The 19,182-nt window shown below is 68.4% G+C and carries 20 protein-coding genes; 11 read left to right on the top strand and 9 right to left on the bottom strand.

The window, feature by feature from the left end; all coding sequences use genetic code 11:
* Positions 1–26: 26 nt before the first annotated feature.
* Both EVU97_RS11465 and EVU97_RS11460 read left to right on the top strand, forming a co-directional pair.
* Positions 27–404: a DUF6394 family protein gene (locus EVU97_RS11465; protein WP_047310957.1), complete on the top strand. Its 378-nt coding sequence runs from the start codon at positions 27–29 to the stop codon at positions 402–404.
* Positions 405–417: 13 nt separating this feature from the next.
* Positions 418–2,145, top strand: coding sequence for an NAD-binding protein (locus tag EVU97_RS11460; RefSeq protein WP_129665921.1), 1,728 nt, complete (start codon positions 418–420; stop codon positions 2,143–2,145).
* Here EVU97_RS11460 and EVU97_RS11455 read toward each other — a convergent pair.
* Together EVU97_RS11455 and EVU97_RS11450 are read right to left on the bottom strand one after the other, a co-directional pair.
* Positions 2,127–2,750, bottom strand: coding sequence for a GNAT family N-acetyltransferase (locus tag EVU97_RS11455; protein ID WP_129665919.1), 624 nt, complete (start codon positions 2,748–2,750; stop codon positions 2,127–2,129). The genes EVU97_RS11460 and EVU97_RS11455 overlap by 19 nt on opposite strands.
* Positions 2,751–2,782: 32 nt before the next feature.
* Positions 2,783–3,172, bottom strand: a complete 390-nt coding sequence (locus tag EVU97_RS11450; protein WP_047310955.1) for a VOC family protein — start codon at positions 3,170–3,172, stop codon at positions 2,783–2,785.
* A gap of 138 nt (positions 3,173–3,310) precedes the next feature.
* Between EVU97_RS11450 and EVU97_RS11445 the strand changes: the two genes are divergently transcribed.
* The 3 genes from EVU97_RS11445 (at position 3,311) to EVU97_RS11430 (ending at position 7,747) form a co-directional block, all read left to right on the top strand.
* Positions 3,311–3,739 carry a hypothetical protein gene (locus EVU97_RS11445; RefSeq protein ID WP_129665917.1) on the top strand — a complete coding sequence of 143 codons (429 nt, stop codon included), beginning with the start codon at positions 3,311–3,313 and terminating at the stop codon, positions 3,737–3,739.
* A 110-nt stretch (positions 3,740–3,849) separates the two neighbouring features.
* On the top strand, positions 3,850–6,120 hold the full coding sequence (locus tag EVU97_RS11440) for a hypothetical protein (RefSeq protein ID WP_129665915.1): 2,271 nt from the start codon (positions 3,850–3,852) through the stop codon (positions 6,118–6,120).
* Positions 6,121–6,700: 580 nt separating this feature from the next.
* On the top strand, positions 6,701–7,747 hold the full coding sequence (locus EVU97_RS11430; protein ID WP_240730213.1) for a GH25 family lysozyme: 1,047 nt from the start codon (positions 6,701–6,703) through the stop codon (positions 7,745–7,747).
* Between the two features lie 50 nt (positions 7,748–7,797).
* Here the strand turns inward: EVU97_RS11430 and EVU97_RS11425 are convergent, their stop codons facing one another.
* The 4 genes from EVU97_RS11425 to EVU97_RS11410 all read right to left on the bottom strand — a co-directional run bounded on the left by EVU97_RS11425 (position 7,798) and on the right by EVU97_RS11410 (position 11,561).
* The gene (locus tag EVU97_RS11425; protein ID WP_129665913.1) at positions 7,798–8,742 is read right to left on the bottom strand and encodes an AAA family ATPase; all 945 of its coding nucleotides are present in this window, start codon (positions 8,740–8,742) and stop codon (positions 7,798–7,800) included.
* 26 nt (positions 8,743–8,768) lie between these two features.
* Entirely contained in the window at positions 8,769–9,368 is a 600-nt protein-coding gene (locus EVU97_RS11420) for a TIGR00730 family Rossman fold protein (RefSeq protein WP_129665911.1), read from the bottom strand.
* A gap of 66 nt (positions 9,369–9,434) precedes the next feature.
* Positions 9,435–9,956, bottom strand: coding sequence for a DUF1697 domain-containing protein (locus EVU97_RS11415; RefSeq protein ID WP_129665909.1), 522 nt, complete (start codon positions 9,954–9,956; stop codon positions 9,435–9,437).
* Positions 9,957–10,025: 69 nt separating this feature from the next.
* Positions 10,026–11,561: an amino acid permease gene (locus EVU97_RS11410; protein ID WP_129665907.1), complete on the bottom strand. Its 1,536-nt coding sequence runs from the start codon at positions 11,559–11,561 to the stop codon at positions 10,026–10,028.
* Between EVU97_RS11410 and EVU97_RS11405 the strand changes: the two genes are divergently transcribed.
* Positions 11,560–11,802: a hypothetical protein gene (locus EVU97_RS11405; RefSeq protein WP_129665905.1), complete on the top strand. Its 243-nt coding sequence runs from the start codon at positions 11,560–11,562 to the stop codon at positions 11,800–11,802. The genes EVU97_RS11410 and EVU97_RS11405 overlap by 2 nt on opposite strands.
* Before the next feature lie 3 nt (positions 11,803–11,805).
* Here the strand turns inward: EVU97_RS11405 and EVU97_RS11400 are convergent, their stop codons facing one another.
* Both EVU97_RS11400 and EVU97_RS11395 read right to left on the bottom strand, forming a co-directional pair.
* On the bottom strand, positions 11,806–12,495 hold the full coding sequence (locus EVU97_RS11400) for an HAD family hydrolase (RefSeq protein WP_129665902.1): 690 nt from the start codon (positions 12,493–12,495) through the stop codon (positions 11,806–11,808).
* A 62-nt stretch (positions 12,496–12,557) separates the two neighbouring features.
* On the bottom strand, positions 12,558–13,928 hold the full coding sequence (locus EVU97_RS11395) for a hypothetical protein (RefSeq protein ID WP_129665900.1): 1,371 nt from the start codon (positions 13,926–13,928) through the stop codon (positions 12,558–12,560).
* Between the two features lie 130 nt (positions 13,929–14,058).
* Between EVU97_RS11395 and EVU97_RS11390 the strand changes: the two genes are divergently transcribed.
* From EVU97_RS11390 to EVU97_RS11380, 3 genes are all read left to right on the top strand, one after another.
* Entirely contained in the window at positions 14,059–14,994 is a 936-nt protein-coding gene (locus tag EVU97_RS11390; RefSeq protein ID WP_129665899.1) for a hypothetical protein, read from the top strand.
* 31 nt (positions 14,995–15,025) lie between these two features.
* Positions 15,026–15,478, top strand: coding sequence for a VOC family protein (locus tag EVU97_RS11385; RefSeq protein ID WP_129665897.1), 453 nt, complete (start codon positions 15,026–15,028; stop codon positions 15,476–15,478).
* 163 nt (positions 15,479–15,641) lie between these two features.
* Positions 15,642–16,910 (top strand): hydroxyacid-oxoacid transhydrogenase, encoded by a 1,269-nt coding sequence (locus EVU97_RS11380; protein ID WP_129665895.1) that lies wholly within the window; start codon positions 15,642–15,644, stop codon positions 16,908–16,910.
* 104 nt (positions 16,911–17,014) lie between these two features.
* Here EVU97_RS11380 and EVU97_RS11375 read toward each other — a convergent pair whose 3' ends face one another.
* Positions 17,015–17,248, bottom strand: a complete 234-nt coding sequence (locus tag EVU97_RS11375) for a hypothetical protein (protein ID WP_129665893.1) — start codon at positions 17,246–17,248, stop codon at positions 17,015–17,017.
* A 149-nt stretch (positions 17,249–17,397) separates the two neighbouring features.
* Between EVU97_RS11375 and EVU97_RS11370 the strand changes: the two genes are divergently transcribed.
* Both EVU97_RS11370 and EVU97_RS11365 read left to right on the top strand, forming a co-directional pair.
* A complete protein-coding gene (locus EVU97_RS11370) occupies positions 17,398–18,129 on the top strand; it encodes a DsbA family oxidoreductase (RefSeq protein WP_129665891.1) in 732 nt (243 codons plus the stop codon).
* Between the two features lie 148 nt (positions 18,130–18,277).
* The gene (locus EVU97_RS11365; protein WP_240730212.1) at positions 18,278–19,171 is read left to right on the top strand and encodes an amidohydrolase family protein; all 894 of its coding nucleotides are present in this window, start codon (positions 18,278–18,280) and stop codon (positions 19,169–19,171) included.
* The last annotated feature ends 11 nt before the right edge of the window (positions 19,172–19,182 follow it).

The following is a 19,182-nucleotide window of genomic DNA, read 5'->3' as shown; positions in this document are numbered from 1 at the left end:
CCGTTCGACGCCGTACGCTTTCACGCATGAACCTCGAAAAAGTCGTCTTCGGCTTCTTCGTGCTGCTGGCCGCCACGATGAACTTCGGTTACTTCATCGGCGACATGAGCGACCCGAAGCTGCACAACATCAACGAGCTGTATGTGGCGATCTTCGTCAACCTCATCGCGCTCGTGCTCAAGTTCGGTGACCGCACGCAAATCGGCGCTATCCACCTCGCCACGTCCCTCGTGGCTGTGCTCCAACTCGTCTCCGCGGCAGCGTTCTACGTTCTCGCCGGCGGATACGAGAACGACCCCGGCACCACCTCCAGCATCGTCTCGCTCTCCGGCGGCGCCCTGCTGGCGAACATCGTGAGCGTCGTGCTGCTCGTGTCCGAGACCATCTCCTACCGCCGACGCTGAATCCCTGCGCCCCATGAGCGCGATGCTCGCCTTCTTCGCCCGCCACAGCCACCGCCACCGCACCCGGCTGCGGCGGCCCGTGCGCATCCCCGACGAGGCACCGTCGACCGACGCGATCTTCATCGTCATCCGCCGGATGCGTTCGCCGCTCGTGTTCATCACGACGGTGTTCGCCATCTCCGTGCTGGGGCTGTCGATCATCCCGGGCAAGGACGCGAACGGAAACGCGACGCACCTGTCGCCGTTCGAGGCGTTCTACTTCATCTCCTACACCGCCTCGACGATCGGCTTCGGCGAGATCGTGCCCTTCACCACCGCCCAACGGATGTGGGTGACGGTCTGCATCTTCATGACGGTCGTCGGCTGGGCGTACGCCATCGGTACGTTGCTGTCGCTGCTTCAATCGGCGAGCTTCCAGGACGCCGTCGCGATGCAGCGCTTCCGCCGCAAGGTCAAGCGCATCCGCGAGCCGTTCCTCATCGTCTGCGGGTACGGCCAGGCCGGGCGTCAGGTCTGCCGCGAACTCGACGAGGCGGGGCGGCGCTTCGTCGTCATCGACCGCAGCGAGGACCGCATCCAGCGGATCGCCACGGACGAGTTGCAGAGCGACGTCCCTGCGCTCGAGGCCGACGCGAGCCTGCCCAGCGTGCTCGGCATGGCAGGGCTCGCCAATCTGCACTGCGAGGGCGTGCTGGCCCTCACCGACGACGACACCGACAACCTCGCCGTCGTCATGGCGACGACGTTGCTGCGCCCCGGCACGAGCGTCATCGCACGCTGCATGGACCGCGTCGTCGAGGAACGCATGGATGACTTCGCGCCGAACGCCGTCATCAACCCGAGCGACCGGTACGGCGCCTACCTCGTTCTCGCGCTGCAGCGCCCTGCCACGTACGCCCTCGTGAAGTGGCTCATGGACCCGCGCGACGACGAGATGCCCAAGCCGTTCCTGCCCCAACCCGGCGGCAGCTGGGTGGTGTGCGCCGACGGTGAGTTCTCCGAGGAGGTGACGAGCGATCTCGAACGGGCCGGCATGAACGTCACCGTCGCCGACCCCAAGGACGGCCACCCCGATGTCTCGCGGGCCAACGGATTCGTCGTCGGAACGGACAACGACACGACCAACCTCGCGCTCGCCGAGCACGCCAAGATCGCTCGCTCCGACCTCTTCGTCGCCGTCCGCCAGCAGTCGGACGCACGCGCCTCGCTCGTGAGCGCCCTCGCCATCGACTCCGTCTTCACGCCCACCGAACTCGTCGCCCAGGAGAGCCTCGCGCGCGTCGTCACGCCGCTGTTCTGGAGCTTCGTCGAGTACGCAGTCCAGCAGCCCAACGAGTTCGCCGAGGGGATCATCGCGCGCCTCACGGCGCACTGCGGCCATACCGGCAAGGAGCGGATGCTCGTCGACCTGTCGGCCCAGGGCTCACCCGCACTGCACCGCTGGCTGCTCCACGACGAACTCACCGTCGGGCAGATCCTCAAGAGCCCCGACGGCCGCGACGAGCACCTCCCGCTCGTACCGCTCGTCCTCGTCCGCAACGGCGAGCACATCTTCGCTCCCGACGAGTCGACGACCGTGACGACCGACGACCACCTGCTCGTCGTCGGTCACCGCTCGGGGCTGCTCGCGCTGCACGAAACGCAGTACTCGGACGCTGCGGCGGAGTACATCGCGACCGGCGCCCACGTGCCGGAGACGTGGCTGTGGCGCAAGCTCAAGCGTCACCGCCCCGCGGCCTGACCGCCTTCCCACTCACGGCGCAGAAGCGAGTAGAGGCACGCGTCGACGAACTTGCCGTCGATGATGCCGTCGTCGACGAAGTAGCCCTCCTGACGAAAACCGTTGCGTTCGAGCACGGTGCGCGACGCGACGTTGTCGGCGAACACATCGGCCTGAATGCGATGCACGTGCGGCTCGGCGAACAGGTGGGCGACGAGTGCTCCGACGAGTTCGGTGCCCAGGCCGCGCCCCGCCACGTGCGGTGACATCGCGTAGTGGATTCGCGCAACGAGGCTGTCGGTGGGTGCGTCGTTCTGCGTCCAGGCGCGTGCCACCTTGAAGCCGCAGTCGCCGACGACCGCCGCGTCATCGTCCTGAGCGAACGCCTCGACGACGAGCTGGACCTCGCGTTCGACGTCGTTGGCCAAGGTGGTGCGGGCCATCCGGAGCCGCAGCCTGGCCTCGAGCTGGGCGGGCGTAAGCGCACCGTGGCTGAGGTAGGCGCAGACCTCGGGCTGGGCGCGAATTGCCGCAGCCGCCGCGACGTCGTCGCTCGTCATCGGGCGCAGACGGAGGCGCGGCGTCTCGACGGGTGTGTTCGACACGAAACTCGGCAGCGTGCTCATGGCGTCACTGTGCCACGAGCGGCCCAAGCGTTTCAGCCCTGAGCTACGCCACAGCGCTCCGCGTCCGCGGTGAGGACGCAGAACTCGTTGCCCTCCGGGTCGGCGAGCACTGCCCAGCCCTCGTCAGGCTGACGTAGATCGTCGACCATCGTGGCGCCGTGGGCGAGCAGACGCTCAACCTCCTCGTCACGCGTGGTGTCGACCGGGCGAACGCACACGTGCATGCGGTTCTTGACCTGCTTCGGTTCGGGCACCTTGAGAAACACGAGGTCTCGCCCCACGGGGCCGGCCAACCAGGCCTCCTCGTCGGTCCACTCGTCCTGCTCGTCGGCCTCGAAGTCGTCGACCACGTCGGCCCACCACAGGGCCAAGGCCCGCGGGTCGGCACAGTCAATGCAGAAGTTCGCTGTTCTCGTCGTCATGAATCGAGACTGCCACGGCCCGGTGACAACCGCGGCGTTCCGCCGAGCCGCGTTCGACCGCGCGCCTCACCCGCGACGGCGCCGTCACCCGCGGCGGCTATGGTGAGCGCAGTATTTACCCCGTCAGAAAGGCACCCCATGTCTCTGTCCGAGAAGCTCCTCGCCCCCGCCGTGCGCCCCGCTGTCTCCGCCGACCTCGCGGCCACGATCGACACCGAGGTCTCGAACAAGCGCGGCCTCTCCGGCGCCGCCATCAAGACGGGCTACGCCGCCGCCAAGAAGAAGGCCGACGTGCCGAAGGTGCTCAACGAGAACCTCGAGCAGATCACCGCCATCTTCGACCCGTACTGGGAGCAGTTCGGCGGCCAGGGCGACTTCGGCGCCTACCTCGCCGGCCGCGGCGACGAGGTGACCGCCGACATCCTCAAGGTTGCCGACGCCCGCGCTCAGGCCACGAGCCGCGACCAGATCTCGAAGGTCTACGGCAGCATGCGCGGCAAGGCCGCCGACCTCATCAAGGAATCGCTGCCCGCCATCGGCGCCACACTGCAGAAGCACGCCGGCTGAATCAATCACTTCTGCCCCGAGCGTCCACCGTGACACGGTGGACGCTCGGGTGCGTTCGGGGTGACGGCGTGCCTCGCGGAATGCCGCCATGACGCGCTTTATGCTGCGGTGTGCATGTGAACTCCCCCGGCTCGTCCCTCTCTCTTCGCCGTCTCGAGGCCTCCGACGCCGTCGGTGCATTCACGTTCCTCGCCGGCGCTTTCGCCGTCAACCGAGCCGGCGTCGCCTGGCCCGACATCGCGCGTCTCGTCTTCGCGTACGGCCTCACCGTCCTCGGCCCCGGGCTCGTCATCACGCGGCGCTTCCCGACGCTCACACGGGTGGGACGGCTGAGTGTTGCCTTCACCGCCGGCCTTGCCGCGCAACTTCTCGGGTGGGCCGTCGGTGTCGCCACCGGACAGACCTGGCTGGTCCTCGTAACGCCCGCGCTGTTCGCGGGCCTGTGGGAACTCGCGTTCCGCCGCTTCGCGCCCGCACCTCGCACCCAGGAAACTGCCGAGGCGCCCCGCAGCCGCTGGTGGGCCGTCGGCGCACTCCTCGTCAGTAGCGCCGTCGCCCTGCATTCCCTGGCACTCACCCTGTGGCGCATCACGCCTCTCGACCACCACCTGCGCTGGTACCAGGACATGGAGTGGCACGTCGCGATCTCGGCACTCGCCATGCATCAGGTGCCGCCGACCGATCCCCAGTCAGCTGCCGAAGGACCCTTGTCCTACCACTGGTTCAGCAACGCCCACGGCGCGGCACTGAGCCTTGCGAGCGGGGTCGACATCGACGCGGTCTCCGTCGTCGCGTGGTTCCTGCCCGTGGGGTTGGCGACGCTCGGCCTCGCCTACGAGATGGGTCTTGCCCTTTCTCGTTCGGCCCTCGTCGCGGCCCTGGCTCCGCTGCTCATCGCCGTCCCACCCGTCGCGCTGTTCAGCGAGGTCATCGACACCGGCTCGACGTTCGCGCTCATCTGGGTCAGCCCTTCGCACCTTTTCAGCCTGCCCCTGTGCCTGTTGCTCACCTGGGTCGTCATCATCATCCTGCGAACGCCTCGCGTCCCGGTGCCGACGGCGGCGCTGGCTCTCCTGCTCGCTCTCATGGGCCCGGGTACGAAGGTGTCGATCCTGCCGACGCTCATGGGCGGTCTCGGCATCGTCACCGTGCACGCGCTGTGGCGCCGGCGCGGTGTCGTCCGGCCCATCGTGCTCGGCGCCGTCGGCGGAGCCATCGTGCTCGGGACAGCACCTCTCTTCGCCGGCGGCGGGGGCGGTTCGATCTTCCTGCTCGGTGCCACCGCCCGCCAGCTGCGGCCGTGGAGAGAACTTCAGAAGATGGGGCGCGAGCCGGGTTTCGACGTGCTCGCTCTGTTCGTCGTGGCGTTGCTCGCGACCTACGCAGCCATCCTCTTCGTGGCGGCGATCGACGACGTCGTGGCGCGCTCGATGTTCATCGGTATGTTCCTGGTAGCCGTGGCGGCCATGTTCGCGCTCGCTCACCCCTCCCTGTCGCAGGTCTACTTCATGCGCGGGCTGCAGCCCGTGTCGGCGGTCTTCATCGCCTGGGGGTTCGTCGCGTTGGTCAACGGGGCACGCAGACGCTCCGACACGCGGGCGGTGGCCCTGGCCGCTGGAGTCATCGGCGGCGCCTCGTTCGGTGTGGCCCTCGTGTGGCAACGCACGTCCGTCTACGAGCACCTCGCGCCGCTTCAGATGTCGCGTATGGCCCCGATCGCCGGTGTTGTCCTCCTGCTCGCCCTCGTGAGCATCGTGTTGCTCGCGCGCCGCAAGCGGCACCCGCGGGCCGCACTCGCACTGGGGGCTTCCGTTCTCGGCTACAGCCTGGCTGCCCCCGTCCTTGCCACTGCGTACACGATGACCCCCGAATACGCCCCGGTGGTCAAGCCCGCCAATCCGCCGACCGCCACCTCTCCACTCACCGAGGACGAACTCGAGGCGGGTCGCGCCCTTGCGCAGGCGAACCCGGAGTCGTCACTCGTGGCGACCAACGTGCACTGTGCGGCCGTCGTGACCGTCGATCACTGCGATGCACGGGGTTTCTGGGTGTCGGCCATCACGCGTTCGCCGGTCGACATCGGGGCCTGGGCCTACAGTTCCAGCGCCCGGATCCGGAACGGTGTGGGCGGTTACCGCTACATGTACCAGCCGTACTACGACACGACGGCGTTCGCCCAGAACGAGCGAGCGTTCTCGGCTCCGGATCGTCAGGTGCTCGACGCTCTCGCCGCACGCGGGGTGCGCTACCTCTACGCCGACTCCCGCGCGTCGAGGGTCTCGCCGGAGTTGGCCGACCTCACGACCACGATCTTCAGTTCGCCCACGGTCTCCGTCTACGAACTGCGCCCGCCCTCGAAGGCCGCCAGTAGCGCGAGCTGAGCCACCGAAGGGCCCGAAGGGTCGGGCGAGGTGCCTGGCCACCCATTCGGTCTGCCTACCGACTGTCGCGCTACGGTCTCGATCACATCGCGCCTCGATAACGATTCAAACCGTTGGGTCTCTTTGGGCGCACGCGATCCCTACCGTCGAATCCGCAGCCTTCCCACTGCGATTCACGTGGGCGACGGATCTCTTCCCCCGCCCCTGACGAGGAAGCCTCTCACCGTGCCGTCATTCTGACGTTCCGTCGTGCCCGCCACCGCGAGCCTCGGTCTGCTCGTCCCCGCCGAAGCGCCCGCACAGGCCGCTGCCAACTACACCTTCCGTCACGGGCTGTACCAGCAGTCGCACTCGAGCACGCTGGCCGCCTGCGAGGAGGCCCGCACGTCAGCCATCTCCACGATCAAGAAATACAAGGGCACGAGCATCAAGGCCGGCGCCTGCCACCGCATCGACGCCGGTACGGGTGCCGGCCGTCAGACCGGCTACCTCTACGACGTGAGGTACAACCGGGCGCGTACCATCTGGAACGGGGACACCAAGCTGGGCGTCGCTCATCGCCGGTGCGCACTCGTTCAAGGTGAACGGTTCCTACTCCACGAAGGCCGAAGTCGAAACCGTCGAGAAGGCGCGGGTCGCCTCGCTCCAGGCACGAACCTTCGGCGCGAAGGTGACGTGGCGTTCCGGCGTGACGCTCAACGCGGTGACGAAGAAGTGGCAGTACGAGATCGACTACAACTCTCGCGTGCCGCTGTTCTCCGGCCACATCGAGATCTCGCAGAAGCCGAACGTGACCTCCCCCTCGCTCGGTGTCGTCAAGCCCATCCCGACCAACCCGACCACCGATGCCACCACCGGCGGAACCACCGTCGTCACGCCCCCGAGCGGCGACGTGACGCCGAGCGAGCCGACCAGCGTCGCAGGCATCGACATCAGCGGCCATACGGTCCTGTCCGACTGGGCCGGGTGGAAGGAAGCCGGGGTGGCCTTCCTCTACACCAAGGCCACCGAGGGCGACTACTACAAGAACCCCAAGTTCGCCTCGCAGTACACCGGCGCGTACGACAACGGCATCATCCGCGGTGCCTACCACTTCGCGAATCCCTCGTCCGCCACCGGAGCGCAGCAGGCCGACTTCTTCGTGTCGAACGGCGGTGGGTGGTCGAACGACGGCAAGACCCTGCCCGGGGCCCTCGACATGGAGTGGAACCCCTACGGCTCCATGTGTTTCGACATGACCCAGACGCAGATGCGCACGTGGATCAACGACTTCGTCACCCAGTACCGCACGCGTACCGGCGTGAACCCGATGATCTACACCGCCTCGATCTGGTGGAACCGCTGCGTCGGCACCGATGCGAGTGCCGCAGGTTCGAACGGGACGCTCCCGCAGACCGGAACGACGCAGCAGGCCGTCGTCGTCAAGGATTCCGTTCTCGCCCAGAACCCGTTGTGGCTCGCGCGCTACAGCAGTTCGGTCGGCCCGCTGCCGACCATGTGGTCGTCACAGAACCGCAAGCACGCGATCTGGCAGAACGCCGCGCTGGATGCGAAGGGCTACGACACGAACATCTTCAACGGCTCGCTGACGCAGCTGCGTGCCTACGCGACCACCGGCAAGCTCTGATCCCCGCGTGAGCGGCGCCCGGGCCTTCGCTCGGGCGCCGCTCGCCTGCGTCAGGACTCGAGGAACGAAGCCGGATCGTTCATGAAGTGACGCCACTGCCGCACGAGCCCGGCGTCGTCGTGATCGACCTCGCGGAAGCCCCGATCGTCGAGTTCGATGATGGTGGCGCCTGGCAGCGCCGCGAGGATCGGTGAATGGGTGGCGAGCAGGATCTGGTGCCTGCCCGTGCCCATGAGCGCGGTGAGGTGACGCAGGAGGCGCAGTTGGTTGTCGAACGACAAGGCTGACTCCGGCTCATCGAGCACGTAGAGGCCGGGCCGCTTCGGCTTGAACCTCAGTTCCACGAGCGCGACGAACGACTCGCCGTGGCTGAGCTGGTGGAAGAGCGGCTCTTCGGGATCATTGCCCGGGTTGTCCTCGAGGTAACTGAAGAACGAGTGCATCGTCTCGGCGCGCAGGAAGTAGCCGCCCTTGCCCGCACCGGCGTTGCGCACGATGTGCAGCTGATCACCGAGACCGGCCTCGGTGTTGCGCGTGCGGTGCCTGCTGCCCGTCGAACCGCCCTCGGGCGCAAGGCCGTAGGCCATGGCGATGCCCTCGGCGAGCGTCGACTTGCCGCTGCCGTTCTCGCCGAGCAGCACCGTTGCGGGGCCGGGCGTGAACCCCTCGAGCAGGAACTGACGGACGGCGGGGATGCCCTCCCACCAGTGGTAGCCGGGTTCGAGCGGCGCTTCGGACTCGTCCTCTTCGGGCTCCTCCAGCGACAACCACTGACGTTGGAAGTCGGTGAGGCCGTCGTCGGGTTCGGCGGCCTGCTCGGCCGCTGCCGGCTCGGGCGTCCCGGCGGTCTCGGGTGAGTCGTCGGCTTCTTCGCCGGGCCACTCGCCGACCTCATCGTCCTCGAGCGAGTGCGCGATGAGCCGCTCGCGGACCTCGGGCCAGGCCTCGATGGTGCGCACGGGAAGGCGCGAGCGCACCCACTCCTCGTCACTCATGAGACCCCTCCTTGAGGCGACCGTGCTCAGAAACCGGGGCGCAGTTCTTGGCCGGTCACCGTGCATCGCGCGGCGAGGGCGTCGAGGGCCCGCTCGATGGTCGGCTCGACGACGGCGTCGTCGATGACGCTGCCGCGCACGAACCCTGCGTCACTGATGCCCCGCAGCGCGTCGAGCAGCGGCCGCCAGAAACCGTCGACGTCGAGGAAGCCGACGGGCTTCGAGTGGTAACCGATGGTGCGCCAGGTCCACACCTCGAAGATCTCCTCGAGCGTGCCGAGGCCGCCGGGCAGGGCGAGGAAGGCGTCGGCCCGCTCGGCCATGCCTGCCTTGCGGGTGTGCATCGTGTCGACCTCGTGGAACTCGGTGAGGTCCACGCGGCCCCACTCGCGCTCGACCATGAGCGTCGGGATGAAACCGACGACCTCGCCGCCGGCATCGAGAGCGCCCTGGCTCACAGCACCCATGAGCCCGCCGCCACCGGCGCCGTAGACGAGCACGAGATCGCGCTCGGCGATGACACGCCCCGCCTCGTAGGCAACGTCCATGAGGGCAGGGTCGTTACCCGGCGTCGAACCGCAGAAGACGGCGACGCTGCGAAGCGGCGAAGGGGGTGACGTCGACATGCGGCACACCCTAACGGGCACCGGTGACAGCGCTCGATCGCCTCGCGGTGGAGGATTACGCGAACCTCAGTCGGCGGGCAGCATCTTCTCCAGCGTGTTGAGGTTTCGCGTGGTCGTCGTCGCCTTGTACTCCCGCTTCGTGAGCAGCTTCGCCACGGGCGTCGAGGTCGTCGAGCCCTTGAGACAACGCCAGTAGAGGTCTTCCCCGAACGCCGCGACGTGCTCGTCGGTGGGCGCCGCATCGATCGCAGCCTGGGCTGCCTCGAAGGCACTGCCACCGCCCAGCACGATGTAGCGGTGGTGGGCCTCGTCGGGCGTGAACGGCCAGCTCTCGACGAGCTCGCGCAGCGACTCGGCGTCACGCACGAGCACGTACGCCTCGTAGTCGAACGCGTCCCCGATGGCCTGCTCGGCCACCTGCTTGAGCTCCTCGGCACTGCCGTCGAAGTCGAGGCGGACGTTGCCCGTGGCGAGCCACGTCATCACGTCGCGGCACCCCGCGTCGGCGAGCACCTTCCGCAACTCGGGCATCGGCACGCGAATGCCGCCGACGTTGATGCCGCGCAGGAACATGACGTAGGTGCTCATGGGTCGAGTCTGCCCCGTCGCACCGGACTGTGGGGCGCCGTGCCGCCGTCAGTCGTCAGTCGTCAGTCGTCAGACCGAATCGGAGGTCTCGGCGATGCCCTCCTCGGCGGCCTCGACGATCTCGCGGTCGCTACCGCCGCTGAACCCGTGACGCACGAACGACGCCACGAGGACGACGGCGGCCACGGCGAGGCTGAACCACAGGTTCTGGCTCTGCTCCGAGTCGAACGCCATCATGACGAGCACGAGGACGATGAACGCGATCGTCGCGTACGTGAGGCCCGGAAAAAGCCACATGCGAACCCGCACGGCCACGCCCGCGGCGTCCATCGCGCGACGCGAGCGCAACTGCGTGAACGAGATGCACAGGTACACGAAGAGCGCCGCGCAGCCGGCCGTCGACAGGAGGTAGCCGAAGATCTTGTCCGGCAGGACGTAGTTGAGTCCGACGCAGACGAAGCCGACGACGACGCTCGCGAGGATCGCCGCGACAGGAACGCCTCGGCTGTTCGTCCGTCCGAACGCGCCGGGAGCGTCACCGCGTTGGCCGAGGCTGAACGCCATGCGGCTCGCAGTGTAGAGCGCTGAGTTGAGGCAGCTCGCGACGGCGGTGAGGATCGCGAGGTCGAGGACCGTCGTCAGTTGCCCGAGGCCGATCGTCTCGAGGGTGAACTGGTACGAACCAACCTCTGCGAGCTGCGGGCTGCGCCAGTTGACGAGAGCCACGACGACGAAGATCGAGCCCAGGTAGAAGATCGAGATGCGCCAGATGACGCTGTTGACCGCGCGGCGAATGCCGCTGACGGGGTTCTTCGACTCGGCCGCGGCGATCGTCACGATCTCCGTGCCGAGGTAGGTGGTGGTCGTCGTGAGCATGGCGGCGAAGATGCCGCCGAGGCCGTCGCCGAAGAAGCCGTTGGCCGTGAGGCCGGAAAGGCCCGAGACGTCACTCGTCGGCAGCAGGCCGAGGATCGCGAGGAGGCCGACGGCGATGAACGCGATGATGACGACAACCTTGACGAGGGCGAACCAGAACTCGAACTCGCCGTAGTTGCCGACGCTCACGAGGTTGGTGGCCGTGAGGATCGCCGTGATGAGGAAGGCGAAGACCCACTGTGGCCAGTCGATCCAGTTCGTCAGGATCGTCGCCCCGGCCGTTGCCTCGACGGGGATGATGAGCGCCCAGGCCCACCAGTAGAGCCATCCGATGGAGAAGCCCGCCCACTTGCCGAGCGCGCGGTCCGCGTAGACGCTGAACGACCCGGTGTCGGGGTTGACCGTGGCCATCTCGCCCAGCATCCGCATGACGAGGACGACGACGAGACCTGCAGCCGCGTAGCTGATGATGGCGGCGGGCCCGGCCAGTTTGATCGCGTTCGCCGACCCGACGAACAGGCCCGCGCCGATGACGCCGGCGATGGAGATCATCGTGACGTGACGCGGCTTGAGGCCGGATTCGAGGTGGTCGGCGCCCGGCTCGGTGCTCGTCGCGGGCCCCTCCGGGGGCGACGCACACGTGCGCACAGGCTCGTCGTGGCGGGTGTCGTTCTGCTGCTCTGGACTCGGTGACGAACTGCGTTCGTCACCGCCTTCGTGAGTCGACATGGCGTCCACCTTCCTCCTCAGCGGCGGTGAACACCACTCGAACGCCACGATCGGCTCACGTCGTGACGGCGTGCGGCGTCAGCTCGGGCAGGGGGCGCCCTCGCAGCACGGGCGGATCCAGCCGCAGCCGTCGCAGCGTTCGTGGGAGGTTTCCCAGCGCATCATCGTTCCGCAGTTGGGGCAGGGTTCGGTGAGGTCGGCCATGCGTCACACCATGCCACGCACCGGTGACGGCCCGTGAGCCTCAGGCGAGTTCGTCGATCCACGCACCGACGCGCAGGTCGGTGACGGCGTCGTACACGGCCACCGCGCCCGCGTCCTTCAGCTCTGCGGCGGAGAAACCGCCGGTGCGGACGGCGACGCAGAGCATGCCCGGCTGCGGCACGCGACCGGCCGATTCGGCGTCCCAGGTGGCGTCACCGACGAGCACACCGCGTCGGCCACCGGCCTCCTCGAGTGCCGCGACGAGGATGTCCGGCTCCGGTTTGCTGTTGTCCGCGTCGTCGGAGGAGGTGACGGCGTCGACGTCGTCCCGCGTGAGCCCGAGCTTCTCGAGCGCGGCGTCCGTGAACTCACTCTTACCCGAGCTCGCGAGCGCCACCTTGTAGCCCTTCTCCTGCACGGCCCGCACGGCGTCGGCCGCGCCGTCGAAGGCCCGCACGTCTGGCAGCATCTGGCGGTACTCGCCCTCCCACGCGGTGCGCAGTTCGTCGCCGAGGCGCTCCTCGACGTCGTCGCCGACGACGCTCGGCACGAGCTGGTCGCCGCCCATGCCCACGGCGCGGTGGATGCGCCACATCGGCGGGTGGAGGTAGTGCTGCGCGAAGGCGCGGGACCACGCGACGGCGTGGTGGTAGGTGGAATCGATCAGCGTGCCGTCGACGTCGAACAGGACGGTGTCGATGGCCTCCGCGGCCTCATCGTGCGTACTCATGCGATCAGCCAACCGCCCTTCGGGTCGCCCGGCAAGGCAGGGCGCCCGAAGGGGTGACGGCGTCAGTCGCGCAGAGCCGCGAGGGCCGCGGCGCCACCGGAGACGAGCGAGAAGAAGATGACGAACACGAGGCCCCAGCCCACCGACGCGACGTCACTGACATTGCCGTAGTCGATGAGCCCGACGATGAAGGAGATCGCAGCGGCGACCACGATGCCCCACAGGAACTTCGCCGGAACCTTGCCGAGAAGGTGCGCGACGCCGAGGCCGATGATGGCGAGCGACAGCAGCAGGACGATGACGCCGTCGCCGTTCATGCCCGAGACCGAGCTGCCCCACACGCTGGCCCACGGGCCGAGGCATCCGATGATGACGAAGAACTGCGCCGCGAGGGAGGCGAGCAGGCCGACGCGCCCGATGCGCAGCGACCCGTCCGGGTTCTTCACCTGCAGGGCTGCGGCAGCACCCTGGCCGCCGGCACCGAACGGGCTGTTCGCGTTATTCGCGTCACCGCCCTGCCAGGCGTTGTTCTGGCCGTACTGTCCGTTGTGGCCGGGCTGACCGTTCTGGTGGCCCTGCCCGCTCTGACCCGGGAAGCCGTACTGGTTCTGGCCGTACTGCCCGCCCTGCGGGGACGAGTTGTACTGGTTCTGGTTTCCCTGCGGGCTCGACGAGCCGTACCCCGCACCGCCCTGGGGCGCTGAGTCGTACTGGTTCTGGCCGTACTGACCGCCGCCCTGCGGGGCGGAGTCGTGCTGGTTCTGATGGGTCGAGAAGCCCTGGCCGATCGACGAGTTCGCACCCTGGGGGTTCTGGCCGTACTGCGCGTTCTCGGTCTGGTTGGGCTGACCGTACTGGCCAGCCTGCGGCGTCGAACCGTAGGAGTTCTGACCGTACTGACCACTCGACGGCGGGGCGGAGTCGTACCGGTTCTGGTTGCTCTGCGGGCTCGACGAGCCGTAGCCCGCATCGCCTTGGGGCTCCGAGCCGTACTGGGGCGAGCCGTACTGGTTCTGTCCGTTCGAGAAGCCCTGACCGATCGACGAGTTGTTCTGCCCGTACTGCTGGCCCTGAGCGTTGGCGCCGTAGGGAGACTGGCCGTACTGTCCACCCTGCTGCTGCCCGTTCTGCCCACCCGCCGCGGGAGCCGAACCGTACTGAGCCTGGTCACCGGCATTCTGGGTGCCCGACTCGTTGGGAGCGGTGAAGGCCCGCGTGCGGTCCTCCGAGGAGTCGTTCTGTCCCGTCGCGCCGGTGTTCTGGGCGCCTGACTCGTTGGGGGCGGTGAACGCGCGGGTGCGCTCTTCGGACGAGTCGTGCGGGGCCTCGGCGTTGTTGCTCCCCTGAGCCGGCGAGGCACCCCACTGACGCGTCGCGTCGTCTTCCTGCCCGGGCGTGCCCTGCTCGCGCTTGGTCCAGTCGTTGTCGCTCATGACGCTCCCCCGTCGGTGGTGCTCGGTCGGTCCGATGCCGCGAGAATATCCGCCCCGCCCCCGCTACGGAGCGGTTCGGCCCACACGCGCCGTAGCGGGCCACAACTCGCCCCCGACCTACGATGGCAGCATGATCGACCCGAGCCGCCACGCCGTCCTGTGGCTGCTCATCGCGTTCGTCTTCACGACGGCGGCCACCCGCACGACGACGCGCTACATCCGCCACAAGGCCGACCGCGCCGAGGCATACCTCAAGGAGAACGCCGAACCCGGGCTCATCCGCAACATCGTCGTCGCCGGCATCCACGTGCACCACCAGGTGTGGGGCATCCTCATGGTGCTCTTCAGCGGTCTGCTGCTCATCACCTACCTGCCCGAGCGGGGGCTCGCGCTCAACGTCCTCGCGGCCCTGTTCGGCATGGGCGCGGCGCTCACGCTCGACGAGTTCGCCATGTGGCTCCACCTCGACGACGTGTACTGGCAGGAGGAGGGGCGTCAGTCGGTGACGGCGCTCATCGTCGCGGTGACGATCACCGCGGCGCTCGTCATCGGTGCCAACCCGCTCGACGTCGTGCCCACCGGCAACGACCTGCCCGGCGCACTGCTGTCGGCGCTCGGCATCGTCAACCTCGGTTTCGTCGTCGTGACGATTCTCAAGGGCAAGCTGCCCACCGGCCTCGTCGGCGTCTTCGTGCCGCTCGTCGGGATCATCGGCGCCGTGCGCGTGGCGAAGCCGGGGTCGTGGTGGGCGCAGCGGCGCTACAAGAAGGACGGATGGCTCGCGCGACGGGCCGAGCGTCGGTTCGACGCGACGTACGACGCGCGCTGGAACGCCATCCGCGACATCATCGGCGGCCGCCCCTACCCACGCGAGCAGATGCGCGAGGCGGTGCGGGAGCAGATGAAGGCGGCGCGCGTGCGTCGTCAGGAACTGCCGCTCGAGCGAGCGCAAGCGCGGGTGGCCCGCCAGGCCCGACGTCGCGAACGCCTAGGCGACATGCCTGGTGCCGCACAGCGCACCGGCTCGACCCGAGCAGGCGACGAGCGTCCACCCGAGGAACCGTGAGGAACAGCCGCCCCTCGGTAGCGTGTCGCTCATGGCCATCTCCCTGGACAACGTCGGCATTGCCGTCGGCGACCTCGACGCCGCCGTCGCCTTCTTCACCGACCTCGGCCTGAACCTCGTCGGGCGTGACGAGGTGAGCGGCGAATGGGCCGACACCGCAGTCGGCCTCGACGGCAACCACGCGAAGATCGCCCTGCTCGAGGTGCCCGACGGCTCCGGGCGGATCGAGCTGTTCGAGTACCTCCACCCCCAGGCCATCGCGACCGAACCGACCCTGCCGCACGAGATCGGCATGCACCGGGTCGCGTTCCGCGTCGACGACCTCGACGAAGCGCTCGCCATCGCCGCGCGCCACGGATGCCACCCCCTGCGCGGCGTGGCGAACTACCAGGACGTCTTTGCGCTCACCTATCTGCGCGGCCCGAGCGGCATCCTCGTCATGCTGGCCGAGGACCTGACGAAGGCGCGCACGACTCCCTCCTGACGCGGCCGCCGCGATCGTGAGGCGATGGGAGCAGAACGTTGACGATGGGCGCGTTACAGCACGCCCGTCGCACGTGTTTCGCTCCCATCGCCAGGAATGCTCCCGTCGCGAGGCTCAGCCCGCAGTCGCCCACTCGTCGCGCCTCCGGCGTAGCGTCGTCGGTATGAGCGAGACGATCTTCACCTACGGCAGCCCCCAGCTGAAGTACGGCAGCGGAGCCGCTGCCGAAATCGGTCATGACGCAACGACATTGGGCGCCCGCACCGCCGCCGTCGTGAGCGACCCCGGCGTGGCCGCCGCGGGCATCGTCACCCCGGTCGTGGAGGCGCTGGAAACGTCGGGGTTGCGGGTCGACGTCTTCACCGACTCGCACGTCGAGCCGACCGACGCCTCCCTCGAGGAGGCCACCGCGTGGGCGCGCCAGCACGGACCGTGGGACGTCATCGTCGCGGTCGGGGGCGGGTCGAGCATCGACACCGCCAAGGCGATCAACCTCATGACGACGAACGACGGCGAGTTGATGGACTACGTGAACGCGCCCGTCGGAGGGGGCGCGAACCCGACGAAGCCGCTCGTGCCCCTCATCGCCGTACCGACGACGACGGGCACGGGCAGCGAGTCGACGACGATCTGCGTCCTCGACGTGCTCGAGCAGAACGTCAAGACCGGCATCAGTCACCCTGCGCTGCGCCCGCGCATGGCCGTCATCGACCCGGACCTCACGATGAGCCAGCCGGCAGGCGTGACGGCGGCGTCGGGCATGGACATCCTGTGTCACGCCCTCGAGAGCTACACGGCGAAGCCGTACACCGAGTTCGCCCGCAAGGAAGCGTCCGAGCGGGTGCCGTACTGCGGCGCCAACCCGATCAGCGACATGTGGTCGCGCGAGGCCGTACGTCTGCTCGCCGGCTCGTTCCGCACCGCCGTCCAGAGCGGCCACGACGCCGAGGCGCGCGGGGCCATGGCGCTCGCGGCGACGTTCGCGGGCATGGGTTTCGGCAACGCGGGCGTGCACCTGCCGCACGCGAACGCCTATCCGATCGCCGGCATGGTGCGCGACTTCCGGCCTGACGGGTACGACGCCGACCACGCGATGGTGCCGCACGGCATGGCCGTGGCGCTGACGGCGCCGGCGGCCTTCGCACTGCTCTACCCCGCGAACCCGGAGCGTCACCACGAGATGGCGGCGCTGCTCGAACCGGACACATCCACACGCGACCTCGGCCGCGACGCGCTGCCGGATGCCCTGCGTCGGCTCATGCGCGACATCGGTTTCCCCAACGGCCTCGCGGCCGTGGGCTACTCGGAAAACGACGTGGCCAAGCTCGTCGAGGGCACGATGAAGCAGCAGCGCCTGCTCACCACCGCGCCGGTCGAGATCACGGAGGCCGACGTCGAGCGCGTTCTGCGGGAGTCGATGACGCTCTGGTGAGTCAGCTCTAGCCCTGACCCTCGTTGGGCAGGGTTTCCTGCGGTTGGGCAGAGTCTGCCGCTACCCAACCGCAGGGGAGTCTGCCCAGCCTGACGCTGCCCCCGTCAGCGTCCCGCGTACCCGGGCTGCTGCTTCTTCACCCACAGGAACCACGCGAGGAAACTGACGAACGGGAAGAGGAGGGTTGCGAGCAGCGCCAACGCCTTGATTCCCCACGTGTAGCTCGAGCGCAGGATTGACACGATCGTGACGACCCAGAGGGCCACCACGGCAACGGCGAAGACGACGAACGAGCCCGTGGCGACGGCTTGCGCCCCCTCGGATCGGGCCCGGGCCATCGGCCCAGCATGCCCCTCCCGTCGGGCAGCGCCGCTCGGCTCCTGTGACGGGAGGGGGCGTGCGTGTCTCCCCAGAACAACACACCGGGGTGGGGCTCCCGCCGGTGCCTGTGCGGAATCGAACCTGCCCCCACGACGTTGCACCCGGCGTGAAGATCGACATCTGGAGCGACATCGTCTGCCCGTTCTGCTACATCGGCAAGCGCCACCTCGAGCTCGCGCTCGACGGGTTCGAGCACGCCGACGACGTGGACATCGTCTGGCATTCCTACGAGCTCGACCCGACGATCGAGGCCGTGCCCGACACGACGCTCGTCGAGAAGATCGCGGCGAAGTACGGCATGACGCCGGAGCAGTCCGAGCGCAGCCAGGAGGACATCGCCGCCCGCGCGGCCGAGGTCCGCCTCGAGTTCAACTGGCGCGAAGCCAGGTTCGGCAACACGTTCGACGCTCACCGTCTCGTCCACCTGGCCGCCCAGCACGGGCGCGCCACCGAAGCGCACGAGCGCCTCATGCGCGCTTACTTCACCGAGGGCGTTGCGGTCGGCGACACGACCGAGCTGCAGCGCCTCGGCGAAGAGCTGGAACTGCCCTCCGACCAGGTGCGAGCGCTGCTCGCGGGCACCGACTTCGCCGACGACGTGCGCGGTGACGAGGAGCAGGCCCGCGCGCTCGGCATCAGCGGTGTGCCGTTCTTCGTGCTCGGCGAGAAGTACGCCATCTCGGGTGCACAGCCCGTCGAGCTGTTCGAGCAGGCTCTCGCACAGACGTGGAACGAGCTCCACGGCGACACCGCGGCCTCGACGAGCGATGATGCCGTCACGGCTCAGGCTGACCACGACCACGGCCCGTCCTGCGAAGGCGACCACTGCTCCGTCTGATCGGGACGGCCCGAAGGGTCGGTGGGCATGCAAATAACCGCGTGCCACCGGCCTTTTTGTCGTTCTACAGCCTGTTCACCCGACGCGCGCGATGAACGAACGGCCGCGTTCGCCCACCGACACCGCCCCTCTGCGGCATCCTGGCGTGGTGACTAACCCGAGCCGACACGACGAAGCTGCCCAGGTCCGCGCGTACGCCCAGCGTCTCGGGCTGCCGGGCCTCATCGACGTCCACACCCACTTCATGCCGCAGAACGTGCTCGACAAGGTGTGGCGCTACTTCGACGCCATCGAGACCACGGTGGGGCCGTGGACGATCACCTACCGCACCGACGAAGCCGAGCGCGTTGCCACCCTGCGTGACTTCGGCGTCACCCGCTTCAGCTCCCTCAATTACCCGCACCGGCCCGGCATGGCCGCGTGGCTCAACGCGTGGTCCCGCGATTTCGCGGCGAGCACGCCGGAGGCGATTCCCAGCGCGACGTTCTACGCCGAACCCGAGGCTCCCACCTACGTCGCCGAGGCCCTCGACGCGGGTGCGCAGATCTTCAAGGTGCACATCCAGGTCGGCGGCTACGACCCTCTCGATCCCACCCTCGACGACGTGTGGGCACAGCTCGAGGCGAAGGGCACGCCCGTCGTCATCCACTGCGGCTCCGGCCCGATGCCAGGTGAGTTCACCGGCCCCGACCGCGTCGAATCCCTTCTCGAGCGCCACCCCGCGCTGACGCTCCTCATCGCCCACATGGGCAACTCCGAGTACGGGCGCTTCCTCGACCTCGCCGAACGCTTCGAACGCGTCCACCTCGACACGACGATGGCGTTCACCGACTTCACCGAATCGCTCACGCCGTACCCGCGCGAGTATCTGCCGCGCCTCCTCGACATCGGCGACAAGGTGGTGCTGGGCAGCGACTTCCCCAACATCCCTTACCCCTACGTCCACCAGCTCGACGCCCTGGCGCGCCTCGACCTCGGTGACGACTGGATGCGCGGCGTTCTCCACGACAACGCCGCCAGACTGCTCGAGCCCCGCTCCTAGCTGGTGACGTT

This window comes from Dermacoccus sp. 147Ba, assembly GCF_004151355.1.
Taxonomy (GTDB): domain Bacteria; phylum Actinomycetota; class Actinomycetes; order Actinomycetales; family Dermatophilaceae; genus Dermacoccus; species Dermacoccus abyssi.
This window is presented reverse-complemented; position numbering and strand designations above follow the sequence as displayed.

Excerpts from the sequence above, each read along its gene's own strand:
- EVU97_RS11465 (WP_047310957.1), top strand. The coding sequence starts at position 27 with ATGAACCTCGAAAAAGTCGTCTTCGGCTTCTTCGTGCTGCTGGCCGCC.
- EVU97_RS11460 (WP_129665921.1), top strand. The coding sequence starts at position 418 with ATGAGCGCGATGCTCGCCTTCTTCGCCCGCCACAGCCACCGCCACCGC.
- EVU97_RS11455 (WP_129665919.1), bottom strand. The coding sequence starts at position 2,750 with ATGAGCACGCTGCCGAGTTTCGTGTCGAACACACCCGTCGAGACGCCG.
- EVU97_RS11450 (WP_047310955.1), bottom strand. The coding sequence starts at position 3,172 with ATGACGACGAGAACAGCGAACTTCTGCATTGACTGTGCCGACCCGCGG.
- EVU97_RS11445 (WP_129665917.1), top strand. The coding sequence starts at position 3,311 with ATGTCTCTGTCCGAGAAGCTCCTCGCCCCCGCCGTGCGCCCCGCTGTC.
- EVU97_RS11425 (WP_129665913.1), bottom strand. The coding sequence starts at position 8,742 with ATGAGTGACGAGGAGTGGGTGCGCTCGCGCCTTCCCGTGCGCACCATC.
- EVU97_RS11420 (WP_129665911.1), bottom strand. The coding sequence starts at position 9,368 with ATGTCGACGTCACCCCCTTCGCCGCTTCGCAGCGTCGCCGTCTTCTGC.
- EVU97_RS11415 (WP_129665909.1), bottom strand. The coding sequence starts at position 9,956 with ATGAGCACCTACGTCATGTTCCTGCGCGGCATCAACGTCGGCGGCATT.
- EVU97_RS11405 (WP_129665905.1), top strand. The coding sequence starts at position 11,560 with ATGGCGTCCACCTTCCTCCTCAGCGGCGGTGAACACCACTCGAACGCC.
- EVU97_RS11410 (WP_129665907.1), bottom strand. The coding sequence starts at position 11,561 with ATGTCGACTCACGAAGGCGGTGACGAACGCAGTTCGTCACCGAGTCCA.
- EVU97_RS11400 (WP_129665902.1), bottom strand. The coding sequence starts at position 12,495 with ATGAGTACGCACGATGAGGCCGCGGAGGCCATCGACACCGTCCTGTTC.
- EVU97_RS11395 (WP_129665900.1), bottom strand. The coding sequence starts at position 13,928 with ATGAGCGACAACGACTGGACCAAGCGCGAGCAGGGCACGCCCGGGCAG.
- EVU97_RS11390 (WP_129665899.1), top strand. The coding sequence starts at position 14,059 with ATGATCGACCCGAGCCGCCACGCCGTCCTGTGGCTGCTCATCGCGTTC.
- EVU97_RS11385 (WP_129665897.1), top strand. The coding sequence starts at position 15,026 with ATGGCCATCTCCCTGGACAACGTCGGCATTGCCGTCGGCGACCTCGAC.
- EVU97_RS11380 (WP_129665895.1), top strand. The coding sequence starts at position 15,642 with ATGAGCGAGACGATCTTCACCTACGGCAGCCCCCAGCTGAAGTACGGC.
- EVU97_RS11375 (WP_129665893.1), bottom strand. The coding sequence starts at position 17,248 with ATGGCCCGGGCCCGATCCGAGGGGGCGCAAGCCGTCGCCACGGGCTCG.